The sequence below is a fragment of the Proteus alimentorum genome, assembly GCF_002607735.1.
Lineage (GTDB): Bacteria > Pseudomonadota > Gammaproteobacteria > Enterobacterales > Enterobacteriaceae > Proteus > Proteus alimentorum.
In genome coordinates this window covers 146993-171879 of record NZ_NBVR01000013.1, presented here as the reverse complement: position 1 = coordinate 171879, position 24887 = coordinate 146993, and the positions used below count along the sequence as shown (strand labels likewise).

Here is a 24887-nt window from a genome sequence, read left to right as displayed (position 1 = left end):
ATTATACTCTCAATAACGTTCTAACACGTTGTAACCATACTTCAACTTCCACTCAAGACGCTTAAATTTCACATCATGAGCGACTGACAAAAGTTCTCTTTAGCTTGATGGTTCACCTCCGTCATTTCATTTCTTAGTGGGACAATCTGTCTTACTACCTTTGACATCAATCGCTCCTTTGTGACTAGAGATAAATTAAGTATAGCCAAAGAAATTAAAAAAATTGGGTGATATGACACAAAAATGACAAAAGATTATCAGCAAAAAATAACCCACTGATAATCTTTATAAAAGAGAAAAAATTAAATTACAGTAACTGAGAAAGGCGGTTTAAATCTGACTGAATTGCGCCTGCGGTCACATCTCTGCCTGCTCCCGGCCCCCTTATGACCAGCGGGTTATCACGATACCAACGACTTTCAATCGCAAATAAATTATCCCCTGGTAATAGTGAAGCGAGAGGATGATCTTTTCTCACGGCTTCCACACCGACTTTGGCTTTACCATTAGCATCAAAACGGGCGATATAACGTAATACCATATCCATTTCATTTGCGGCAGCTAATCGTTGTACCATTTGTTCATTGATCAATGCACTGTTATCGAAGAACGCCTCTAACGAACCAGTTTCCGCTTGTAGCGGTACTAAAGATTCCACGCGTACTTGTTCTGGCTCGATGTCATAACCCGCTTCACGAGCCAGAATAACCAGTTTACGCATCACATCTTGCCCTGATAAATCAATTCGTGGATCAGGCTCTGTTAATCCTTGTTGCCAAGCTTGTTCCACCAGCTCACTGAAAGGAACGGAGCCATCAAATTGCAAAAATAACCAAGAGAGTGTGCCAGAGAAAATACCGCTAATGGATAAAATAGTGTCACCACTTTCACGCAGATCACGCACCGTATGATTAATTGGCAAACCCGCACCCACTGTGGCGTTATATAACCAATGGCGACCTGTTTTAGAAAAAGCATCTCGTGTGGCACGATAGCGTAAACTTGAAGCTGAACCAGCAATTTTATTTGCACTAATAACATGAAAACCGTAGCTAGCAAAATCTTCATAAGATGCAGCAAGAGACTCATTGGCAGTAATATCAACAACCACTAAATCATCATAAGGGTGTGCTCTCATCCAAAGATAAAGCGACTCTTCATTATGCTCAGTGGCTTCTTCATCAAAGAAAGCCAATGCACGGCTTGGATTAATACCTTGATAATCAAGTAAACTACGACGGCTATCAACAACACCCGCAAGAATAAACTCAAAATCACTACGCGCCGATAAAGGCTCTTGTTCACGAGCAAACAATTCTAACCAACGTGAACCAATATTCCCTTTACCAAATAGCACTAAGCCAATTTGTTTTTCAGCTCTAAATAATGTTTGATGCAAACCTTGCAGTAAATGCTCGGTATAATTACGTAATACCGCAACTAAGCTGATGTTATCTTCAGCATGCCAAATAAATTCAACGGGTTGATCTTTCAGTTGTTGGTAAAAACGATGGCAATGTAATGGATTTTTACAGACACCCGCCCCCACTAAAGCCACTAATGAGAAGCCTTCCCGTAAATGTAATTTACCCGGTAAAACGGCATCTTGTAGTACATCTAATGCGCTGTTAGCGACTTCACTGGTATAGCAAAGCTGTAAAAGTTGGCTGTCTTTATCCACACCAGTAGCTAAAGGCCGAATTTGTGCACGCTTAAGTAATTCATCAACCTCTTTCGCCACTTGTTCGAAATTTTGATGAGATGACAGTTGAAGTTCAATCAAACAAACATCATCATGACTAGTCACGATTTTAGCACCCGTTCCTGATGCCAAAACACGTTCTATGCGCGTTGAACCTTGTTCTGGTTGATAACTACAGCGAAGTTGCAAATCAATATTACTGCCTGAAACAGGTTGCAGTGTCCGTGTATGCAATACTGGGGCGGCTAATCGAGCCAATTCACTCGCTTCATCTAAACGCAACAAGGGTAATAAACAAGCATCTTTTACTTTGCGAGGATCTGCACTATAAACACCCGCAACATCACTCCAAATTGTAACTTTACCGACATCAGCTAAAGCGCCCACTTGTGTTGCAGAATAGTCACTGCCGTTACGACCTAATAAGACCGTTTCACCTTGTTGGTTGCGACTAATAAAACCAGTTACAACAAAACGGCTTTCAGGATGTTTAGCTAACAGTGATTGGAGTAATGGGCGAGATAACATTTCGTTGACTTGTGGCTGAGCCGCTCTTTCAGCACATAAGAATTCACGCGCATCTAACCATACACTAGGTAAACCTTGCTCTGACAGCAAGGTCGCCATTAATCTTGCAGACCAAATTTCGCCATGACCGACAACTTCTGCATAAGTTGCGTCTGTAATAGGTTTATCCAATAAATAACTTAAGCGTTCAAGATCAGCAATAAAGGCGTAAGAAAGTAATTCTGCATTCTCTTTTGAAAGCAACCCTTCAATTAAAGATAACTGGTAACGGCGCAACGTTTGCTGAACTTGATGGGCAGAAATACGATCATTTTGGCTAAGTTTCAGCCAGCTAATCAACTGATTCGTTGTCGAGCCTGCCGCAGAAACCACCATTAGGTCATTAGGTTGGCTATAGTTTGTCATGATATTCACGACACGTTGATAACATTTTATGTCCGCAAGACTGCTACCACCGAATTTATGTAACTGACGGCAAATCGGCTCCGCCTGTTGTTTAATCGCCACTACGCTCATGATCCATGGTTACCTTTTAGTTGCTGCATCAAACGCACTTTGCAAATCGTTGATTAAATCCTGGCTATCTTCAATACCCACCGAGATACGAAGTAATGAGGGGCTGATCCCTGCTATTTTTTTCGCTTCTTCTGACATACCTGCATGTGTCATGGTGGCGGGGTGACAAATTAAGGTCTCTACCCCACCTAAAGATTCTGCCAGTGTAAAGAGTGTTAATTGAGATAAAAAGAGTTTAATCACATCCAACCCCCCTTTTAACTCAAAACTTAACATTGCACCAAAACCTTGTTGCTGTTTTTTTGCTATTTGATGACCAACATGATTTTCCAGTGCAGGGTAATACATTTTTTCGACTAAAGGCTGTGTTTGTAAAAACGCCACTAATGCCTGTGCATTTTCTTGTTGAAGTCGAATTCGAGGCACTAATGTTCTTATGCCACGTAATAATAAATAGCTATCAAATGCGCCAGATGTGACGCCAATATTATTCGCCCACCAGTTTAGCGCCTCAAGCTGTTTCTGACACTGACAGATAACAACCCCAGCGACAATATCTGAGTGTCCATTGAGATATTTTGTACATGAGTGCACAACAATATCAGCGCCTAATGCTAACGGCTTTTGCAAGACAGGGCTCATAAAGGTGTTATCAGCAACCACTAAAGCGCCTTGTTGATGGGCAAGTTCACTGATTTTTTGAATATCCGTGATTCTTAAAAGAGGATTACTTGGTGTTTCGATAAAAACAATTTTAGGCTGATGCGCTAAAGCCCGCTTAAGTGCAATATCATCATTTTGATCAACAAAAATCACACGGTAAGCACCACGCTCTTGTTGGCTGTTAAACAGGCGATAACTTCCCCCATAACAATCATGAGGTGCAACAATCACATCACCAGGTTTTAGAAAAACGGTGCAAATTAAATGAATGGCTGACATTCCACTACTCGTGACAACAGCGCCCACGCCACCTTCTAGCTCAGCTAATGCCTTTTGTACCATATCGCGCGTTGGATTGCCTCGACGAGAATAATCATGTTCACGAGGTTGATTAAATTCTAAAAAATTATAGGTACTAGAAAGATAGATAGGCGGTACGACACAACCAAATTGAGTGTCTTCATTTATCCCATTATGGATAGCAATTGTTGCTGTTTTCTTCGTCATACAGGCACCTTGTCACAGCGATAAGTGGAGAAGTCTGCAACAGCATATCCAATTAGACACCAAGACGTCAATACATCTAGACATCTAAACTCCTTTACGGATAGATTAAGTAATGGAATAATACCCAAATTAAGAATATCGCCAGTGACTGTTACTTTTTCTCTCACCTTCAGCCAGAAGAGTCGGTGGTTTTAGAAAAGTCATGATAAACTGGTATTGCCCATCAGAATGTGGGTTAACCCTATTCTGACTTCAACTAAATGATATTAATTAAGGTAATCCATGGCTGAATGGAACGGTGAATATATCAGCCCTTACGCTGAGCATGGCAAAAAGAGTGAGCAAGTTAAAAAAATTACAGTTTCAATTCCATTGAAAGTGCTAAAAATTTTGACTGATGAACGCACTCGCCGTCAGGTTAATAACCTAAAACATGCAACCAATAGTGAATTATTGTGTGAAGCATTTTTGCACGCATTTACCGGACAGCCTCTCCCAAATGATGAAGACTTACGTAAAGAACGTAACGATGAAATCCCTGAAGAGGCAAAAGAAATAATGCGCCAGCGCGGGGTTGATCCCGATACTTGGGAGTATTAATCAGCGTCAGTTTTTGACTTATTGCTTGATTAACACGAACAAAAAAGCCCAAAGCAAAAACTTTGGGCTTCAGATTATGCCCCCCTAGCTTTTAGCGAGAGGGGGGTTCTTTCGGTATGTATCGAAGATTGTTCTCATCAACCGCATGAACAAAATCCAGCAACACATCATCTTAAATTAATTTTTTAGGTCTATTTGTCATCATCCTAGACGAGATATACGCGAACTTGCTTCATCAAGATGACTACGTAACGCTTTAAGGCATGGAGAAAAATTGTCAGAAAAACAATTACAGCTCTCAGCTAAAGTATAAAACTGCTCGGCCAACTCTAAACATTCCTGCCAGATTTCACAGCTGATCCCATCAAGTAATGTCACTGGACGAAGTGTATTGACTATTTCACCACCAGACTTAGGCGCAAATCCCATTGGTAAAATATCATAGGCAGGTGAAAGCTCATATGGGCGGCCATGTCTACTGATAAACGACAAATTGCCATGATGCATATCAGTATTTCCAATCAACATACCAAATGCCCAACGGCGTGCCGTGCTAATCGCAGCCTCTGAATGAACTCGTTTTTGCTTAATTAGCTCATTAACTAATACTGGCCAAGGCTCCCTTGCCCGTCCTATAAACTCAGCATCTAGTGCTTGTAAAGAAAAAAGACCTATACGGCCTAGTGGGCCTACACGATCAAATCGTGGGATTTCGAGGAAGCGTTGCCCTTCAAAATCAAATACCTCTGTTTCAACTCCAAGTACTTTTAATGCCAGATGCTCAGCTTGAAGCAGATCACGCCAACGCTCACTAACAGCATTATCGTCAGGCGCCGTAAATTTTACGATAACATGGCCTTTCTCTGTATAGGTGCAAAATTTGGGTTGCTCCCCGCCAGCGGATGAACCAGGATCCTCTCCCGAACTAACAGCTCGTGCTAATGTGGGATAAGTTTTATCACGCTCAACAATTTCTGGTGTCTGCATACCCAAAAATTGATCTCTTGCCTGCTCTCCTATTAGCAGATTTCCCACTGCATCATGTCCATGAGTCAGTAATGCTCTGATTATATCGGTATCAGACCAACGATCTGGGTTTTGGGGCAAACCAAGCTCAGCCGAATAGGCTGAAGCATAAGCTCTCCCAAGATATCCTTGGGGGCGCATATCCAATAACCACCACGGCAAACCTTCACTATGTCGGTTCACATTGTCTATCCGCTCCATGACGAAACCTTCTGGGAAAACTGGCGTCAATTTACCTAGTGGCTTGACCTTACCTTCTTCATTTATGCGATAAATAGGAACTGAATTAAACTCACGGGAACTATCGCGTAAAGCATATTGAATAGAAGATCCTGAACCAATTCGCACAATATCATCACTTATCGAGTTTAATGCCCGTGACAATGTTGGCTGACTAACATTCATAATATCAATAAGTTGCCTTGCTGACCTAGGTTCATTACGTAGTATTTGCCGTATCAATTCAGAGCGTATTGTCATGATATTAATTGCTTTATGAATAGGTAAGTGAATAGATGAATGAATAGATAATTTATCAGTTGTGATCTGGCTTGTCACTACCAAAAACATTATCTAAAAAGAGAGGACTTTGCCCATAAAAAAAGCCCAAAGCAAAAACTTTGGGCTTTTTCTCAATTCCGAACTGTCTGCAAGATGCCAGACTAGGCTGACATCTTGTGACAACAAATATCTTATTTGCTGCCTGGAATTTTGAAGCGTTTGTTGAACAGATCAACACGACCACCAGTTGCAACATCACGTTGTTTACCAGTATAGAATGGGTGGCATTTGTCACAAACGTCCAGATTCAGGTTATGACCTGCAGTGGAGTTGATTTTCATAACGTTACCGCAAGAACAAGATGCAGTAATTTCTTCGTATTTAGGATGGATATCTTTTTGCATGGAAAACCTCTACTAAGGCCGTGTCGCCATTCAGCCCACAGCCGAACACCACACGTCGTGTTGATTGAAATTAAGTGTTTGGTAATTTATCTACCAAAGGGGGCGGATCATACAGAATATCCACTAAACGCGCAATGAAATCTGCACACTTTTTGTGATATTCTTAACGCCATCTTTTCGCTAAAACTCTCGGAACCCCTGATATGACCATAGTTCAGGTAATTTTACCTGTACCACTATTCTCCTCTTTTGATTATCTGTTACCAGAAGGGATCGATGCGCCTGTTATCGGCAGCCGGGTGATCGTGCCTTTTGGTCATAAACGCCGCTCTCTTGGTATTGTCAAAGGGCTCAGTACACACAGTGAGTTTCCTATCGAAAAGCTAAAGCCTATTGATGAGATCCTTGATAGTGAAACTCTCTTTCCGGGTGTTTTATGGGATATGTTAAATTGGGCATCAGCTTATTATCACTATCCTTTAGGGGAAGTGCTATTTCATGCTATGCCGATTTTGCTACGACAAGGAAAACCCGCAGAATTCACACCATTATGGCAATGGTATGCCACTGAAGAGGGGATTAATCTCGATCTCAATAGTTTAAAAGGGGCAAAAAAACAGCAACAAGCACTAGCGGCCCTTCGCCGTACACCTTTATATCGCCATCAACTTGATGAATTTGAGATCACGACGGCAACACTCAATAACTTAAAAAAGAAAGAGTTTGTCGATCTTCGCCCTATTCAACCTGCGCCTATACACTGGCACAATGATCTTGCGGTTCAAGGCGAACGTTTTAAATTAAACACAGAGCAAGCTATTGCAGTAGGTGCAATCACAGCACAGGCCGATCAATTCTCACCTTGGCTATTGCTGGGTATTACAGGTTCAGGTAAAACTGAAGTTTATTTAAGTGTTTTAGAAAAAATTCTCGCACAAGGTAAACAAGCACTCGTATTGGTGCCCGAAATTGGCTTAACACCTCAAACTATTCGTCGTTTTAAGGCTCGTTTTAATGCGCCTGTGGATGTGCTTCATTCAGGATTAAATGATACTGAACGCTTAACCGTTTGGTTACGAGCCAAACGAGGTGATAATGCCATTATTATTGGTACACGTTCTGCACTTCTAACCCCTTTTCAGCATCTTGGTATTATCATTATCGATGAAGAGCATGATGGCTCTTATAAACAGCAAGATGGTTGGCGTTACCATGCTCGTGATCTCGCCGTTTTCCGTGCAAAACAAGAAAATATTCCTATCGTGATGGGAACCGCAACGCCATCAATTGAAACCAGTTTTAATGTTGAGCAAAAAAAATATCAACAACTCACACTGACTCAACGTGCAGGTAATGCAAAACCCGCAACAGAGCATTTAATTGATTTAAAAGGGCAACCGCTGACAACAGGGCTGTCTCCAATTCTTATTAAAGCAATAAAAGAGCACCTTAATGCGGGTAACCAAGTGATGCTCTTTTTAAATCGACGAGGATTTTCGCCCGCATTGTTATGTCATGAATGTGGTTGGATAGCAGAATGCCCTCGCTGTGATCACTATTATACGATCCACCAAAAACATAGCATGTTACGTTGCCATCAATGTGATAGTCAGCGACGAATTCCAGCACAATGTCCGCAATGTGGCTCAACCAATTTAATGCCCGTAGGATTAGGTACAGAGCAGCTTGAACAAGGAATTGGTGAATTATTTCCTGATACACCAGTGACGCGAATTGATAAAGATACAACCAGTCGCAAAGGCGCTTTGGAGCAGCAACTGGAAGATATTTATCAAGGTGGCTCACGTATTCTTATCGGTACACAGATGTTAGCCAAAGGACATCACTTTCCTGATGTCACTTTAGTGGCTTTACTTGATGTAGATGGCGCACTGTTCTCCAGTGATTTTCGTGCAGCCGAACGCTTTGCGCAGCTTTATATACAAGTATCAGGTCGTGCGGGTCGTGCCGGTAAACAAGGCGCGGTGTATTTACAAACTCACCAGCCTGATCACCCTCTGTTGCTGACACTATTAGAAAAAGGCTATGACGCTTTCACTAAAGAAGCTTTGCTAGAGCGACAAGCGACTTTTTTACCGCCTTATTCTAGCCATATTATGATCCGCTCTGAAGATCACAATAATCAGCGTGCGCCTCAGTTCTTGCGACAACTCAAACAGTTTTTTGAACAACACCCAATGCGAGATGCTAATTTATGGGTAATGGGGCCGGTTCCTGCAATTCAAGCTAAACGAGGTGGAAATTATCGTTGGCAATTATTGCTCCAGCATCCTTCTCGAGGTTATTTACAAAAATTAATGTCTGTCACTTATCCTCAGATTGTCGCCTTACCTGAGAGTAAAAAAGTGAAATGGAATATTGATGTTGACCCAACAGATTGTTAAGGATCATTTCTGTATAAATTAAGTCTATTTTAGCCAGACTTATGTTTAAGATACAATTTTGCTTGAATACTCGTTACCACCCTAGACTATTTATCAATTTTGCGAACTACCTCATAAAAACGATTGGTATCACACTTTTTATGCAAACTAGGTAACAGTATCTATTTAAAAAGCGGGTAGAATAACAATTTAGAATATTTCTTGAATTAAAAACCGTCGATAAAATCTTTTTTTAATATTGGCGGTTTTTTTGCAATAAAAAAGCAATCGTTTAACTAAACCATCCAAAAGGGAGGTATGGGGTTTGCAACAGAATAATAAAGATAATACGCAAGCAACAATGAAAGATGTTGCCCTTGCAGCCGGCGTGTCCACAGCAACTGTGTCACGTACTTTAATGAATCCGGAAAAAGTATCCTCACAAACCCGTCAGAAAGTTGAACAGGCTGTTCTTGATGTGGGCTATTACCCACATAACCTGTCAAAAAACCTTAAGCGTAACGAGTCAAAAACGATCCTTGTGATCGTCCCTAACATCAGCGATCCATTTTTTACTGATGTGGTGTGTGGCATCGAAGAAACCGCTGCACAACATGGTTATCTCGTGTTAATTGGTGATTGTAAGCATCAGCAAAAGCATGAAAATGCCTTTATTAATCTGATTATCACCAAACAAATTGACGGTATGTTACTTCTTGGCTCACACATTCCTTTTGATGTTTCCAAAGAAGAACAGAAAAATTTACCGCCGATGATCATGGCGAATGAGTTTGCACCTGAACTCGAATTACCTACCGTTCATATTGATAATCTCACCGCATCTTTTAGAGCAACACATTATTTACAGCAGATGGGGCATAAACGTATTGCGTGCATTACGGGCCCTGAAGATATGCCTTTATGTCGTTATCGCTTACAAGGCTATATTCAAGCTATGCGTAGAACAGGCGTACCTTTACGCGAAGATTATATTATTCGTGGTGATTTTACCCATGAAAGCGGTGCAGAAAGTCTGAAAAAGCTGATTTCTTTACCTGAGCCACCGACAGCCGTGTTCTGTCATAGTGATATTATGGCAATTGGTGTTATGTGGCAGGCGAAAAAATTAGGATTAGAGCTCCCTAAAGACCTCTCTGTGATTGGTTTTGATAATCTTGATATCACACGTTATAGCGAACCGGCTCTGACAACCATGGAACAACCTCGTTATCAAATTGGTCGTGAATCTATGCTGCTATTACTCGATCAACTACAAGGTAGACCTGTTGCACCCGGCTCTCGCTTATTAGATTGTGAGTTAATTATAAGAGACAGTGTCTGTCGGCTGAAAAGCTAGGCAAAACACACTATGTTAAGTAACATATCGTTTGTGATACCTATTCCTTTAATTATCAGCGAATCGAACTGTGGCACAACGAGACTATGTGGGACGAGGGCAGACATCTGCTCGTCGTAAAAAGACAACGAAAAGTAAAAGCAAAAAGGCTGCTAAAGGGCTGCCTTTAACGACGCTTATTGCGGCAATCGCTATTGTGGCGCTGTTTGTCGGCGGCCTCTATTTTATTACACATAATAAAAAAGAAGCCGTAGAAACAACGCCAACCGTCACTGGGCAACATCCAGCGAATAGCCTACCGCCAAAACCGCAAGAGCGTTGGCAATATATTAAAGAATTGGAAAATCGTCAGGTAGGTACACCTTTACAGCCTGAATATCCTTCATCGGGTAGCCAGATTAATCCGAAAGCAACACTTTCGCCTGAGCAGTTGCGTTTTTTACAACAAATTGAAGCGGATAAGCGCCAACCTGCCGTTCAACTGCCAGAAGTGCCTTACAACGGTGAAGTACCGCGCTCACAAGTGATTGTAACACCACCTGCAACAACAACGCCTTCTGTTGTACAACATCCTGTACAAACTCAACAATCGCAAGTACCTGCACCTGCGATTGTTACACCGCCTAAACCTGCGGTTACTGAAGCAAACTTTTTAGTGCAATGTGGCTCATTTAAAAATACCGAACAAGCTGAATCAGTGAGAGCAACTCTGGCTTTTTCGGGTGTTGAAAGCCGAGTAACAAAAGGTAATGATGGTTGGATCCGCGTCTTATCAGGTCCTTACAGTAAAGAACAGGCCAATTCCGTGAGTAGACAAGCGGCGGGAGCTGGCGTATCAGGTTGTATTCTTCGCTCTTCTGGGGGTTGAAAAATAAATTTTCTCCCCCACCTATAATTCTAATTCTCACAACGGGCCGTGCTTTATCTTAAATAAAGGCACGTCCCGTCTCATTTTTTTATTGATTAAACCAGGGGCTGACTCATGACTACAATCGTAAGTGTTCGCCGTAAGGGCCAAGTTGTAATCGGTGGTGATGGACAGGCGACGATGGGTAATACCGTCATGAAAGGCAATGTTCGCAAAGTACGCCGTCTTTATAACGACAAAGTCATTGCGGGATTTGCTGGCGGCACTGCTGATGCTTTCACTCTTTTTGAACTGTTTGAGCGCAAATTAGAACTTCACCAAGGGCATTTAACTAAAGCTGCGGTAGAACTTGCTAAAGATTGGCGCACAGACAGAATGCTACGCAAATTAGAAGCGTTGCTTGCTGTTGCAGATGAAAATACATCTCTTATCATCACGGGTAATGGTGATGTGGTTCAACCAGAAAACGATTTAATTGCTATCGGTTCTGGTGGCCCTTATGCACAAGCAGCGGCTAGAGCTATGTTAGAGAATACTGAACTTTCTGCACGAGAAATTGCTGAAAAAGCACTTAGCATCGCAGGAGATATCTGTATTTACACTAACCATAATGTCAACTTTGAAGAACTCTCTTCAAAAGAGTAAGGATTAGAGAGCATGTCTGAAATGACTCCTCGCGAAATTGCCAGCGAACTCGATAGATTTATTATTGGTCAAGATAAAGCGAAACGTGCTGTGGCGATTGCCCTACGTAACCGCTGGCGTCGTATGCAGCTTGATGAAGCGCTGCGTCATGAAGTAACACCTAAAAATATTCTGATGATTGGACCGACAGGTGTCGGTAAAACTGAAATTGCACGCCGTTTAGCAAAATTGGCAAATGCACCTTTCATCAAAGTTGAAGCCACTAAATTCACCGAAGTGGGTTATGTGGGTAAAGAAGTCGATTCGATTATCCGTGATTTAACCGACTCTGCGGTCAAAATGGTACGTAGCCAAGCAATTGAAAAAAATCGCTTCCGCGCTGAGGAAATGGCTGAAGAACGCATCCTTGATGTCCTTATTCCACCAGCAAAAAATAACTGGGGCGTAACAGAACAAGCATCAGAACCTTCAGCAGCACGTCAATCTTTCCGTAAAAAATTACGTGAAGGCCAATTAGACGATAAAGAGATTGAAATTGAATTATCTGCAACACCAATGGGTGTTGAAATTATGGCTCCTCCAGGAATGGAAGAGATGACGAATCAATTACAATCTATGTTCCAAAATTTAGCGGGTCAGAAACAAAAAGCGCGTAAGATGAAAATCAAAGATGCGTTTAAGCTTATTGTTGAAGAAGAAGCGGCTAAATTAGTTAACCCTGAAGAGCTTAAACAGCAAGCTATTGATGCAGTAGAACAACACGGTATCGTCTTCATTGATGAAGTAGATAAAATCTGTAAACGTGGTGGACAAAGTTCTGGCCCTGACGTTTCTCGTGAAGGTGTACAGCGTGACCTCTTACCATTGGTTGAAGGTTGTACAGTTTCAACAAAACACGGTATGGTAAAAACAGACCATATTCTGTTTATTGCATCAGGTGCTTTCCAAGTTTCAAGTCCTTCTGATTTAATTCCTGAATTACAAGGACGTCTGCCAATTCGTGTTGAACTTCAAGCGCTGACAGCAGAAGATTTTGAGCGTATTCTAACGGAACCGAATGCATCGTTAACAAAACAGTATGAAGCATTAATGGCGACCGAAGGTGTCTCTATTAGCTTCACCGAAGACGGTATTCGCAAAATTGCTGAATCAGCATGGCGCGTAAACGAAACCACTGAAAATATCGGTGCTCGTCGTTTGCATACTGTTTTAGAGCGTTTGATGGAAGAAATTTCTTACGATGCAAGTGAACGTCAAGGTCAATCAGTATTGATTGATGCAGAATATGTGAAACAGCATCTGGATGAGCTTGTCGCAGATGAAGATCTGAGTCGATTTATTTTATAATCAACTTGTGCGATCCTTATCAGCAATATTTACGTGGGAGGCTTGCCTCCCATTCTTATTTTTATAATAACAACGAACATGAGTATCGAATTTCAGCATGAGCTCTCTAAATTCCACTAGCCGGACTCAAGCCTGGCTTGAAAGTTTACGACCCAAAACACTGCCTTTAGGGTTAATTGCCATTGTCACTGGTTCCGCATTAGCGTATTGGATGGGGCATTTTGAGCTACCTATTGCACTGCTTGCGATATTGACAGCGGGAACGTTACAGATCCTATCAAACCTTGCCAATGACTATGGTGATGCCGTAAAAGGAACGGATACTGAAGAGCGTTTAGGGCCACTTCGTGGAATGCAAAAAGGCATCATAACAGCGGCTCAAATGAAAAAAGCGCTGATCCTCAATGTCATTATTTCCTGTATTTGTGGTATTGCACTGATTATTGTCGCCTGTAAAAAGCCAGAAGACGCTATTGGCTTCTTAGTGATGGGTTTACTCGCTATTGTTGCCGCGATTACTTATACCGTGGGTAAGCGCCCTTATGGTTATATGGGACTGGGTGATATTTCTGTTTTAATTTTCTTTGGCTGGTTAAGTGTCATCGGAACTTATTACTTACAATCCAATACCTTTGATATTGTTACCCTACTTCCTGCCACAGCCTGTGGTTTACTTTCTGTCGCTGTTCTAAACATTAATAATATGCGCGATTTAGAAAGTGATATTCAGGCAGGTAAAAATACATTAGCTGTTCGCTTAGGTCCTGCTGGCTCACGAACTTACCATACGTGTGTTATTTTTCTCTCTATTGCTTGCTTAATTATCTTCACTCTACTTTATATGCATCGCTGGACCGCGTGGTTATTTTTACTCGCCACCCCTATGCTTTTACTGCATATCAAACGTGTGAATGCCGATCATTCCGGTGAGGCGATGCGTCCTCTACTCGAACACATGGTAAAAGCAGCACTGTTAACTAACGTTCTTTTCTCTTTAGGTTTAATTTTAGAATAATTTCACTCGATTGTTGATTTGACTCACTGAATTTTCAGTGAGTCTTTTGCCAACTGCCCCTGTTAAGGGATATACTGAACTTTCCTGTGGCAACCTGACGTAATCTCCTATGAAATATGATACTTCTGAACTCTGTGATATCTATCAAGAAGATATCAATGTCGTAGAACCGCTTTTCTCAAACTTTGGTGGTCAAAGTGCCTTTAACGGGCAAATCATCACCGTTAAATGTTTTGAAGATAATGGCCTGCTTTATGACTTACTTGAAGAAAATGGCAAAGGTCGTATTCTTTTGGTCGATGGCGGTGGCTCTGTACGTAAAGCCTTAGTTGATGCTGAGCTAGCACAACTTGCTGTTTCTAATGAATGGGAAGGCATTGTCGTTTACGGTGCTGTACGTCAAGTTGATGCATTATCAGAGCTTGATTTAGGTATTCAAGCAATGGCAGCTATCCCCGCAGGTTGCCAAAGTGAAGGCATTGGTGAAAGTGATATCCGTGTTAACTTCGGTGGTGTTACTTTCTTCTCTGGTGATTATCTTTATGCTGATAACACAGGGATCATTTTATCTGAAGAGCCATTAGGCTTAGATGAAGATTTGATTGAAGAGTAATTGTAACTTTTTATCTATGTTCTTACGATTTCAATACTCAAAAGCCACCTCACGGTGGCTTTTGTTTTTTAGGCATTAAGCAAACAAAGACAATTATTGCACGTCTTCCATTTTACCTAACAGCGCACGTAAACGCTCTTGCCAGCTTGATTGCTCTTGTTTCAATTCTTCATTTTCACGAACAAGGGCTTCGCGCGATCCTTTCGCTTCTTGAACTTCTTGGTTCAGCGCATCATTTTTTTCTTTTAGCTCTTCGATTTCCATCTGTAATAACGTGATGGTATCAATTGCTTGTTGTACTTTTGATTCTAACTTCTCGAAAACTTCAAATGACATACTGTAATCCCCCATATAATCGATACTTCCGATTGTAAGTAGCCTATCAACAACTGTCTAGCATCTTCCGAGGAATTACATTCTTTTTTCAATTTATCAAAAACACTGGTCAGATCACATTACAAATGTCGAACAAGTCACTAATTAAGAGCGTTTTCACTCATTTTCTTGATGGGACACACAAATTTCAATTTCGCTTATTCTCGTTTACGCTCATTAACGATAAATTTACAGTTATCTTTTCAATTCGAAAAGAATACTAACAATAAATAACCCTCTTTCAGGATAGAATATATGAGCCAGACGAAAACCTCTCTTATGGGTCAATGCATTTCTGAATTTATCGGAACTGCGTTGCTAGTCTTCTTTGGTCTTGGTTGTGTTGCCGCAGTACGTATTGCAGGTGCTCAACTAGGATTATGGGAGATAAGTATTATCTGGGGGCTGGGTGTTGCCTTAGCCGTTTATCTTACCGCTGGCACCTCTGGTGCACACCTGAACCCTGCTGTTACCGTTGCGTTTTGGCTATTTGCTTGCTTTGAACGCAGAAAAGTTGTTCCTTATATTATTGCACAAATGTTAGGTGGTTTCTTTGCCGCAGCCATTGTGTACTTTATGTACTACAATGTTTTTATTGACTATGAACAAGTTAATGGCATTGTCAGGGGCTCACAAGAAAGTCTCTTCACTGCCGGTGTATTCTCTACTTATCCCGCAGCTCAAATTTCCGTTGCACATGCCTTTGTTGTCGAAGTTATCATTGCCGTTATCCTTGTTGGCTTAATTTTAGCCTTAACTGATGATGGTAACGGTGTACCTAAAGGCCCATTAGCACCTTTATTAATTGGTATCTTAATTGCCGTAATCGGTGGTGCATTTGGTCCATTAACCGGATTCGCCTTAAACCCAGCTCGTGACTTTGGTCCAAAACTAGTTGCGTACTTTGCTGGCTGGGGTGATATTGCACTGACTGGTGGACGTGATATCCCTTATTTCTTAGTTCCAATGATTGCTCCCTTTATCGGTGGTATTTTAGGTGCATTGGCTTACCGTAAATTAATTGGCCGTCACTTACCTTGCGATACCTGCAAAATCGAAGACGATAAATAAAGTTAAGAGCAATATTGTTGATTATCAGAACAGGTTACTAACATGACAACAGAAACAAATACATCGAATACCGAGAAAAAATACATTGTTGCACTGGATCAGGGCACAACCAGTTCACGCGCCGTAGTCATTGACCACGATGCAAATATCGTCAGTATTTCACAACGTGAATTTACCCAAATCTATCCTAAGCCAGGCTGGGTTGAACACGATCCAATGGAAATTTGGGCAACACAAAGTGCAACCTTAGTTGAAGTATTAGCAAAAGCAGATATTCCATCTGACCACGTTGCTGGTATTGGTATCACAAACCAACGTGAAACCACTATTGTATGGGATAAAGAAACGGGTAAACCTGTTTATAACGCCATTGTATGGCAATGCCGTCGTACTGCGGATTTCTGTACTCGCTTAAAAGATAAAGAAGGTGTTGAAGAATATATTCGCCAAAACACAGGCTTAATGGTTGACCCTTATTTCTCTGGTACAAAATTAAAATGGATCCTCGACAACGTCGAAGGTGCTCGTGAAAAAGCAGAAAAAGGCGAATTGCTATTTGGTACTGTTGATACTTGGCTAGTTTGGAAAATGACGCAAGGTCGCGTACACGTTACAGACTTCACCAATGCTTCTCGTACCATGTTATTTAATATTCATTCTTTAGATTGGGATCAAAAAATCCTCGATCTGCTGGATATTCCTCGCAATATGCTACCAAAAGTGGTGCCATCTTCAGAAGTTTATGGCCAAACAAACATTGGTGGTAAAGGCGGAACACGTATTCCTATCGCAGGTATGGCAGGTGACCAACAAGCCGCACTTTATGGGCAACTTTGCGTACAAAGCGGTATGGCGAAAAATACCTATGGTACAGGTTGCTTCTTACTGATGAACACAGGTAAAGAAGCCGTTCGTTCTAATCATGGTTTGTTAACAACAATCTGTTGTGGTCCTCGTGGTGAAGTGAACTATGCACTAGAAGGTGCGGTATTCGTTGGTGGTGCTTCTATTCAATGGCTACGTGATGAGCTAAAACTCATTGATGAAGCCACTGACTCTGAATACTTCGCAACTAAAGTTAATGATACTAATGGCGTCTATGTTGTTCCTGCATTTACCGGTTTAGGCGCACCTTATTGGGATCCGTATGCCCGCGGTGCTATTTTTGGTTTAACCCGTGGTGCTAACCGTAATCACATTATTCGTGCAACCTTAGAATCTATCGCTTATCAAACACGCGATGTGCTTGATGCAATGCAAGCCGATTCAGGTGCGCGTTTACAATCACTGCGTGTTGATGGTGGCGCTGTTGCCAACAACTTCTTAATGCAGTTCCAATCCGATATTTTAGGTACTCGCGTAGAACGCCCTGTTGTTCGTGAAAGTACGGCATTAGGTGCTGCATTCCTTGCGGGTCTTGCTATCGGTTTCTGGAATGACTTAGAAGAAGTGAAGAATAAAGCGGCTATTGATAAAGAATTCCGCCCTGGCATCGAAACCACTGAGCGTAATTATCGCTATAACGGCTGGAAAAAAGCTGTCGCTCGCGCTCAGGAGTGGGAAGATCGCGCTTAATTGATACAACGATTTGAGAGAGAAGTAGCCTAGGCTACAAAACCAAAATGCCGAAATTTTATTTCGGCATTTTTTATTTCAGTCACTGCATCAATCAACTAAATAGTATGTTCTTCATGGCTAAAACGATGAGCCAAAGGAAGCCAACAAAGTATAATCGCCACTGACATAGCAAACATAATCATACCTAAGCTAAATTGGTTATGTTGTGGCAGTAAAGCAGAAAACCATGTTGCCACACCAGAACCTACATTTTGTAATCCCCCCACCAGCGCACCTGCAGAGCCCGCTAAATAAGGGAATGGTTCCATTGCGCCTGTCGTTGCCAACGGGAATAACATACCCGCGCCAAAGAAAAACAGTGCCGCAGGTACCAGTAATGTCCAGATATTAATAATATTTAGCCAACCGGGGATCCACATTAAGATACCCGCAGATAAGCAACAAAAAACAGAGTGCCACATCAGTTGCACAAAAGTTTTACCTTCACGACCCGCATACCAAGCCCCAAAGAATGCCGCAGGGATCGGTAAAATAAATAGTATACTGATAGTAATACTATTTAATCCTAATACTCCGCCCATTAACACACCGCTTGATGCTTCAAAAACCGCAATACCAGATAATGCACAAATCAACATAATCAAAAATGCACTAAAGGTACTATTTGAAAGCAGTAAGTAAAATGATGACAACATTTTACGTTTTTCAACTTGTACAGGTCGCGTTTCAGGCATCCAACGATACATACAGAAAAGAACGCTACTTCCCAATAATAATAAGAAGATATAACACGCATGCCAGCCAAAGAAGTGAGCGACAACACCACCAATCATCGGCGCTAATAATGGGCTAACTAAAACCCCCATATTTAACAAACTATTGGCGTAACGTAATGCTGTTCCTGTATATAAATCACGAGGTTGAGTACGTGTCATTACACCTGCAACACCCGTTCCCATTCCTTGTAAGGTACTGGCAATAACCAGAGTGGTTAAATTTTGCGAGAAAATCGCCACCAGCGTTGATAAACAAAAAATCGTCATTCCAACTAAAATAACAGGGCGGCGCCCTATTTTGTCAGAAATAGGCCCATAAATTAGCTGTGAAAAACCATAAGAAAAAAGATAAGCGCCCATGACTTGCTGTACCGCCCCAGTGGGTTCACCAAAGTAAACGGCCATATCAGCAATAACAGGAACATAAATCGTTTGAGTCATTTGACCCACAGCAACCAGTGCAATTATCAATAATAATAGATTTGCATGCTCTAACTTTCTCATTTCTTTTCTTTGCTCAAGAATTTCAGATAAATAAATTAACGGACAGGCGCACACTACAGAGAATTTATAAAAATAAACTCCGCAAAATGCATGCCTTTTCAGAATGAGACTAAGTTAACAAATTTGGAGAAATTTGCGAGATAGCCAGCAATTTTTGTATAAAGATTAATGTCAGAGAAATACACCATAGTTGTCAATATAAATGTACATATTGTGTCATTTATCGACAAAATCTTAGATTAATCACATCACCACACCATCTTGATAAATAAAAAACCGCTTCCTATTTAGAATAAATAAGCAACATAAGCATATTTATCAAAAGGAGATAATCTCTATGGCTAATTGGGTGAATGGAAAAGTGACTCAAGTTCATCACTGGACTGATGCGTTAATGAGTCTCGTCGTCAATGCGCCTATTGATAAATTTACAGCAGGGCAATTTGCAAAATTAGCGCTAGATATTGATGGCGAGCGAGTCCAACGAGCCTACTCTTATGTAAACGCACCAGATGATCCCAATTTAGAGTTCTATCTGGTGACAGTACCCGATGGAAAATTAAGCCCTAAATTAAGCACACTTGAAATCGGTGATGAAATACTAGTCACGGAGCAAGCCAGTGGCTTCTTTGTATTAGAAGAAGTTCCCACAACAAATACACTTTGGATGCTTTCGACCGGAACAGCCATTGGCCCTTTTCTCTCTATTTTGCAATTAGGGCACGATCTCGAGCGATTTGAAAATATCGTTCTTGTTCACGCTGTTCGATATGCTAATGACTTAAGTTATTTACCTTTAATGGAAAAACTCGTTGAACGTTATCAAGGCAAATTACGCATTCAAACCGTTGTCAGCCGTGAAAATCATATTGGCTCATTAACCGGACGTATTCCTGCACTCATTGAAAGTGGCGCTTTAGAAAAAACAGTTGGCTTAACCATCAGCCCAGAAGAGAGTCATATTATGTTGTGTGGTAATCCTCAAATGGTCAGAGACACTCAACAACGCTTAAAAGAACAACGGGGAATGCGTAAGCACTTACGACGAAAACCCGGGCATATCACCAGTGAGCAATATTGGTAATCAGGCAAAAATAAGGGTGAGCTTATTTAGCTCACCCTTATTTATTTAATTTTAATAACATGAATTAACGCCAGCGACGATAGTCCACTTGCTCAGTCTGTTTACCAAAATAGTTTTCACCGTCATTACCGACAAATACGCCGCAATCAAGCAATATAATCATGCCAATAAAAGAAGGAAGAAAACGACCTATCGCCCATTGCCAAAAGGGTTCTAAACTACTGGTATCGGCTAATCCTAACATCACGGCGAGTAAGAGTAATAAAAGCCATATCCCTCTTTTATTTCTGTCATGAAGTCTTTTTGTAAAAATGGCGCAAAATGGATAAAAAATAAAGAAAATCAATATCCACGTCACAATGGCAGGTAATGGATAAATCATATCATTGATAATAAACAGGCCTAAAAAAAGAGCAAAACAAGCACCTAAACCAGCCCAAAAATCACGACGTCCAATTCGTCCTTTGAATGAAAATGCCCAATGTTGTAAGGTCATAAATTCTCAATAATTTACTTAATTTGTGAATTACACTGTCCATTTAGTATCAAATCATACAGACTAGCCAATAACAGCACAGACAAGCGGAGGACAGATGATAAAAGCAAACACACTTTCTACGTTATACCTGATAATCATAAGCATTGCTCTTTGTTTGCCAACTTCTGTTTTTGCAACAGAGATGTCTGTCGCACAAAAACAGCCCGTTAAAGATGAGATTGCCTATCTTAAACAAGATGCCCCTGTTTTTGAGATAACTATTCCGGAGCTAAGAGCTAAGTTCAATCAACAAAATCCGTTGTTATCGCTGAATGAATATAAAATTATCACTAATCACGATATTGCGATCCCTCTTGTCAGAGCCGCAACGCGTATCACGCCCTATCTCTATTCATCTGCAATATTAGAACGTGGTAGCGAAAAAATAAAAAGTTTGCAACTTACGCTGATCCACGCCTCTGATTCACCTGAATTAGAAAAGATAAATCGCGAGATCACAACGCAATACATTATCACTTTGGTCGCTCAATTTGACTCATCAATAACCCAAGAGCAAATTCAAGAGGCTCTCAATTTATTCGCCTTTAAAAATCAAACTTCTGATTATATTAGCCACGATGTGGGTGCTATTCGCTATATTATTGCCCATGAAGGTGAACAATTAACGACCTTTGCTATTGAACCGATTAAGCTTTCTTTAAACAGCAAGATCGTTTCAGCTATTCCGTGATAAAAAACAAAGCTATTCTATTCAGAGTTCTCTATACTGTTGTGTATCAACAGAATTCATGTTTATTAGCAAACTAAATTTAAACCACTCGGTTGGAGGAAAAGTTATGCGCCATCCATTAGTCATGGGTAACTGGAAACTCAACGGCAGCATTCATATGGTTCATGAATTAATTGCTGCATTACGTAAAGAAGTTAGCGGTGTTGCAGGTTGTGATGTTGCTATCGCACCACCAGCAGTTTACCTATGCCAAGCACGCCATGAAATTGGTGGAAGCCGTATTGCCTTAGGTGCTCAAGATACAGGTGTTAACTTATCAGGTGCTTTTACTGGTGAAACTTCAGCAGAAATGCTGAAAAACGTTGATGTTAAATACGTTATCATCGGTCACTCTGAGCGTCGTACTTATCATAAAGAATCTGACGAGTTTATCGCTCAAAAATTCGGCGTGTTAAAAGAGTTAGGTTTAACCCCAGTATTATGTATTGGTGAAACCGAAGCAGAAAACGAAGCTGGCAAAACTCAAGAAGTCTGTGCTCGCCAAATTGATGCAGTGTTAAATGCACATGGTGCAGCAGCATTTAAAGATGCGGTTATTGCTTATGAGCCAATCTGGGCTATCGGTACAGGTAAATCTGCAACGCCAGCACAAGCTCAAGCTGTTCATAAATTTATTCGTGATCATATCGCGAAGAAAGATGCGGCTATTGCTGAACAAGTTATTATTCAATACGGTGGCTCTGTTAACGATAAAAATGCCGCAGAACTGTTTGGTCAGCCAGACATCGATGGTGCATTAGTGGGTGGCGCTTCACTGAAAGCTGACGCATTTGCCGTTATCGTTAAAGCAGCTGCTGCTGCGAAAGCGAAAAAATAATTTTATCTTTTTGGCTTCTGCCGTTAAGAGATAAAAAATAGAGAGAATCACCTTACTGGGTAACAAACAGAAGGTGATTTTTTTATTTCGAGTCGTTTGATCAGCGACGACTTATTTCATCAAATACACCGCCTGTCGCAAAATGTATTTTCTGAGCAGATTGCCAATCACCAAAAACCTCATTAAGTGTAAAGAGTTCTAGTTTTGGAAAACTACTTTGGTATTTCTCTGCTATTACTTTATCTCTGGGACGATAATAGTTTTTTGCCGCGATCTCTTGTCCTTCTGGTGAGTAAAGATAGTCTAAGTACGCGGTAGCAATTTCTCGTGTTCTTCGTTTATCGACAACCTTATCAACTACTGACACCGTAGGCTCTGCAAGAATAGATACTGATGGTGTCACTATCTCAAATTTATCTGCGCCTAATTCATTAATCGCTAATAAAGCTTCGTTTTCCCATGCAATCAATACATCACCAATTCCTCGCTCAACAAAGGTATTTGTTGCGCCTCTCGCACCGGAATCTAATACTTCAACTTGTTGATAAAGCGCTTTTACGAAGGCTTTGGCTTTTTCACTATCTTGATGATTAGCTTTTAATCCATAGCCCCATGCCGCAAGATAGTTCCATCTTGCACCTCCTGAGGTTTTTGGATTAGGTGTAATAATTGAAACACCCGGTTTGATTAATGAGTCCCAATCGACTATTTGCTTAGGATTTCCTTTTCTCACCAGAAAAACAATTGTTGAAGTATAAGGGGCCGAGTTATCTGGTAATCGCGTTATCCATTGCTTATTGATACTTCCTCGCTGTGCAATTGCATCAATATCATAGGCAAGTGCCAATGTGGCAACATCCGCCTCAATACCGTTGATAACGGATGTTGCTTGCTTTCCTGAACCACCATGCGATTGACGAATAGTGACTCTATCTCCCGTTTTCTGCTCCCAATACTGACTAAACGCTTGATTATACTGCTGATAAAGTTCTCTCGTTGGATCGTAAGAGACATTCAATAATTGAATATCTTTAGCCCATAAAATATTGGAAAAAAGTAATGTCGCTACAGCCGTTGATAATAAGCCCCATTGTTTAAACATATCTATCCACCCCCTATCATTAAGTATTTAACTAGGCTGACAGAAAGTTTTATAACGATGAAATAACAAAAAGCCGATAGATATACACAACAGGAATATGGCTATCAATATAAAGGGGATAAGAAGAAATAAAGGAGGGTAGAGACCGCTAAATGAAATGTTTTCACTCGAGAAGCTGCTCTGACACAAGAAAAATGCATCAGAACAGTTCACGAATAAGGATAGAACTCAGACAGGCTCTGGTATTGCGGAAAATCTATTAATTAATACAGTTTTTTCGCTGTTTCATACCAGTCAGCTTTAAAGACACGTTTCATATTCATAACCGCATCAATAATATCATGGTGAACCAGTTTTTCGTTTTGAATACCGACGCAACGACCGCCATAGCCTTCTAATAGCAGTTGTACAGAGTAAGCCCCCATGCGAGAAGCAAGAATACGGTCGTAAGCAACTGGAGAACCACCACGTTGGATATGACCTAATACCGTTGCACGCGTTTCATGTTTAGTTTCAGCTTCAATAAAACGCGCTAATTCATGCACATCACAAACGTGTTCTGTAATAGCAACGATTGCATGGCGTTTACCACGTTCAATACCTGCTTTGATTTCTGCCAGCAGTTCATCACGGTTAAAAGGTAACTCAGCTTCAGGCAGAACAACAAATTCACACCCCCCGGCGATTGCCGCAGACAGTGTTAAGTCACCACAATAACGTCCCATGACTTCTACGATAGAGATACGTTTGTGAGAAGTGGAGGTATCACGTAAGCGGTCAATTGCTTCAACTGCCGTTTCTAATGCCGTGAAATAACCGATCGTGTAGTCAGTACCGGCAACGTCATTATCGATGGTGCCCGGTAACCCGATACATGGGAAACCTGCTTCCGTGAGTTTTTTTGCACCTAGATAAGAACCATCACCACCAATAACGACTAAGGCATCAAGCTCATTTTGTTTCATGTTTTCGATAGCAACAGCACGCACACTGTCTTCACGGAACTCAGGGAAACGAGCAGAACCAAGGAATGTACCACCACGGTTGATCATGTCTGACACGCTAAATCGGTCGAGTTTTTTCATGCGATTTTCGTATAGCCCCATATAGCCATCCATAATCCCATAAACCTCTAAACCTTCACTTAGTGCAGCACGAACAACACCACGGATCGCGGCATTCATACCTGGTGCATCACCACCACTTGTTAAAACCCCAATTCTTTTGATCCCATTGACCATGATTACCTCTGATTCTTATTCGATGTAATTATTGCAAAATTGTTGGAATAACTTTTTATCTCAATACCGGCTTGTCTGGTGTTATGTGCCGATATCGCAAATGCTGAATTGATTCAACAATACCATTGTACGCATATTTTTTGCCAGTTCATCATTATCGTACATTTTTTTTCATAAACTTGATGCGTATTAAACTAATCAGATAGCCTGTATAAAGATTATACTAGTCTATCTCAAATATGTTTCACTAATAAGTTAACACTTTTTATACAGACACTTTACTGCCTTTTTGCATTCATCTCAAAAAAACGCTATTTATGCTAAAAAATAGCATCGGCATATTTTGATAAATATTCAGTTTTCTCGGGTGGGAT

At 41.0% G+C, this 24887-nt stretch carries 22 protein-coding genes; 13 read left to right on the top strand and 9 right to left on the bottom strand.

The annotated features are described in order from the left end of the window. Nucleotides 1–307 precede the first annotated feature (307 nt). Both B6258_RS02645 and metB read right to left on the bottom strand, forming a co-directional pair. Nucleotides 308–2746 (bottom strand): bifunctional aspartate kinase/homoserine dehydrogenase II, encoded by a 2439-nt coding sequence (locus B6258_RS02645; protein WP_099073975.1) that lies wholly within the window; start codon nt 2744–2746, stop codon nt 308–310. Nucleotides 2747–2755: 9 nt separating this feature from the next. After that, nucleotides 2756–3916: a cystathionine gamma-synthase gene (gene metB / locus B6258_RS02640; RefSeq protein ID WP_099073974.1), complete on the bottom strand. Its 1161-nt coding sequence runs from the start codon at nt 3914–3916 to the stop codon at nt 2756–2758. A 282-nt stretch (nt 3917–4198) separates the two neighbouring features. On the opposite strand from metB, the gene metJ reads away from it, so the two are divergent. After that, on the top strand, nt 4199–4516 hold the full coding sequence (gene metJ / locus B6258_RS02635; protein ID WP_006534139.1) for a met regulon transcriptional regulator MetJ: 318 nt from the start codon (nt 4199–4201) through the stop codon (nt 4514–4516). A 201-nt stretch (nt 4517–4717) separates the two neighbouring features. Here metJ and yjjJ read toward each other — a convergent pair whose 3' ends face one another. Continuing rightward, nucleotides 4718–6022: a type II toxin-antitoxin system HipA family toxin YjjJ gene (yjjJ, locus tag B6258_RS02630; protein WP_099073994.1), complete on the bottom strand. Its 1305-nt coding sequence runs from the start codon at nt 6020–6022 to the stop codon at nt 4718–4720. A 212-nt stretch (nt 6023–6234) separates the two neighbouring features. Then, the gene (gene rpmE / locus B6258_RS02625) at nt 6235–6447 is read right to left on the bottom strand and encodes a 50S ribosomal protein L31 (protein WP_006534140.1); all 213 of its coding nucleotides are present in this window, start codon (nt 6445–6447) and stop codon (nt 6235–6237) included. A 203-nt stretch (nt 6448–6650) separates the two neighbouring features. On the opposite strand from rpmE, the gene priA reads away from it, so the two are divergent. The 7 genes from priA (at nt 6651) to rraA (ending at nt 14676) form a co-directional block, all read left to right on the top strand. Continuing rightward, on the top strand, nt 6651–8852 hold the full coding sequence (gene priA, locus B6258_RS02620; protein WP_099073973.1) for a primosomal protein N': 2202 nt from the start codon (nt 6651–6653) through the stop codon (nt 8850–8852). A gap of 304 nt (nt 8853–9156) precedes the next feature. Then, nucleotides 9157–10188 (top strand): DNA-binding transcriptional regulator CytR, encoded by a 1032-nt coding sequence (gene cytR, locus B6258_RS02615; protein ID WP_072064648.1) that lies wholly within the window; start codon nt 9157–9159, stop codon nt 10186–10188. Between the two features lie 70 nt (nt 10189–10258). Next, the gene (locus tag B6258_RS02610) at nt 10259–11056 is read left to right on the top strand and encodes an SPOR domain-containing protein (protein ID WP_099073972.1); all 798 of its coding nucleotides are present in this window, start codon (nt 10259–10261) and stop codon (nt 11054–11056) included. Nucleotides 11057–11170: 114 nt separating this feature from the next. Beyond that, nucleotides 11171–11701 carry an ATP-dependent protease subunit HslV gene (gene hslV, locus B6258_RS02605; RefSeq protein WP_006534149.1) on the top strand — a complete coding sequence of 177 codons (531 nt, stop codon included), beginning with the start codon at nt 11171–11173 and terminating at the stop codon, nt 11699–11701. A 12-nt stretch (nt 11702–11713) separates the two neighbouring features. Further along, nucleotides 11714–13048 carry an HslU--HslV peptidase ATPase subunit gene (hslU, locus tag B6258_RS02600; RefSeq protein WP_099073971.1) on the top strand — a complete coding sequence of 445 codons (1335 nt, stop codon included), beginning with the start codon at nt 11714–11716 and terminating at the stop codon, nt 13046–13048. A gap of 97 nt (nt 13049–13145) precedes the next feature. Next, on the top strand, nt 13146–14063 hold the full coding sequence (locus B6258_RS02595) for a 1,4-dihydroxy-2-naphthoate polyprenyltransferase (protein ID WP_099073970.1): 918 nt from the start codon (nt 13146–13148) through the stop codon (nt 14061–14063). 109 nt (nt 14064–14172) lie between these two features. Then, nucleotides 14173–14676 carry a ribonuclease E activity regulator RraA gene (gene rraA / locus B6258_RS02590; protein WP_006534154.1) on the top strand — a complete coding sequence of 168 codons (504 nt, stop codon included), beginning with the start codon at nt 14173–14175 and terminating at the stop codon, nt 14674–14676. Nucleotides 14677–14769: 93 nt separating this feature from the next. Here rraA and zapB read toward each other — a convergent pair whose 3' ends face one another. Next, entirely contained in the window at nt 14770–15012 is a 243-nt protein-coding gene (gene zapB / locus B6258_RS02585) for a cell division protein ZapB (protein WP_036933299.1), read from the bottom strand. Between the two features lie 294 nt (nt 15013–15306). Here zapB and B6258_RS02580 point away from each other — a divergent pair, with 294 nt between their 5' ends. Both B6258_RS02580 and glpK read left to right on the top strand, forming a co-directional pair. Continuing rightward, entirely contained in the window at nt 15307–16122 is an 816-nt protein-coding gene (locus B6258_RS02580) for an MIP/aquaporin family protein (protein WP_075672993.1), read from the top strand. 42 nt (nt 16123–16164) lie between these two features. Beyond that, nucleotides 16165–17697 (top strand): glycerol kinase GlpK, encoded by a 1533-nt coding sequence (gene glpK, locus B6258_RS02575; RefSeq protein WP_099073969.1) that lies wholly within the window; start codon nt 16165–16167, stop codon nt 17695–17697. Nucleotides 17698–17795: 98 nt separating this feature from the next. Here the strand turns inward: glpK and emrD are convergent, their stop codons facing one another. Next, a complete protein-coding gene (emrD, locus tag B6258_RS02570; RefSeq protein WP_099073968.1) occupies nt 17796–18980 on the bottom strand; it encodes a multidrug efflux MFS transporter EmrD in 1185 nt (394 codons plus the stop codon). Between the two features lie 337 nt (nt 18981–19317). Here emrD and fpr point away from each other — a divergent pair, with 337 nt between their 5' ends. Continuing rightward, nucleotides 19318–20064 (top strand): ferredoxin--NADP(+) reductase, encoded by a 747-nt coding sequence (gene fpr, locus B6258_RS02565; RefSeq protein ID WP_099073967.1) that lies wholly within the window; start codon nt 19318–19320, stop codon nt 20062–20064. A gap of 64 nt (nt 20065–20128) precedes the next feature. Here the strand turns inward: fpr and B6258_RS02560 are convergent, their stop codons facing one another. Continuing rightward, nucleotides 20129–20560: a DUF805 domain-containing protein gene (locus B6258_RS02560; protein WP_099073966.1), complete on the bottom strand. Its 432-nt coding sequence runs from the start codon at nt 20558–20560 to the stop codon at nt 20129–20131. A 97-nt stretch (nt 20561–20657) separates the two neighbouring features. Here B6258_RS02560 and B6258_RS02555 point away from each other — a divergent pair, with 97 nt between their 5' ends. Both B6258_RS02555 and tpiA read left to right on the top strand, forming a co-directional pair. Then, a complete protein-coding gene (locus B6258_RS02555) occupies nt 20658–21293 on the top strand; it encodes a DUF1454 family protein (RefSeq protein ID WP_099073965.1) in 636 nt (211 codons plus the stop codon). A gap of 106 nt (nt 21294–21399) precedes the next feature. After that, nucleotides 21400–22170 (top strand): triose-phosphate isomerase, encoded by a 771-nt coding sequence (gene tpiA / locus B6258_RS02550; RefSeq protein WP_099073964.1) that lies wholly within the window; start codon nt 21400–21402, stop codon nt 22168–22170. A 100-nt stretch (nt 22171–22270) separates the two neighbouring features. On the opposite strand, the gene B6258_RS02545 is transcribed toward tpiA, so the two are convergent. Together B6258_RS02545 and pfkA are read right to left on the bottom strand one after the other, a co-directional pair. Continuing rightward, complete coding sequence (locus B6258_RS02545; protein WP_099073963.1) at nt 22271–23272, bottom strand: sulfate ABC transporter substrate-binding protein; 1002 nt, start codon at nt 23270–23272, stop codon at nt 22271–22273. Between the two features lie 263 nt (nt 23273–23535). Then, a complete protein-coding gene (pfkA, locus tag B6258_RS02540; RefSeq protein WP_099073962.1) occupies nt 23536–24513 on the bottom strand; it encodes a 6-phosphofructokinase in 978 nt (325 codons plus the stop codon). Nucleotides 24514–24887 lie beyond the last annotated feature (374 nt).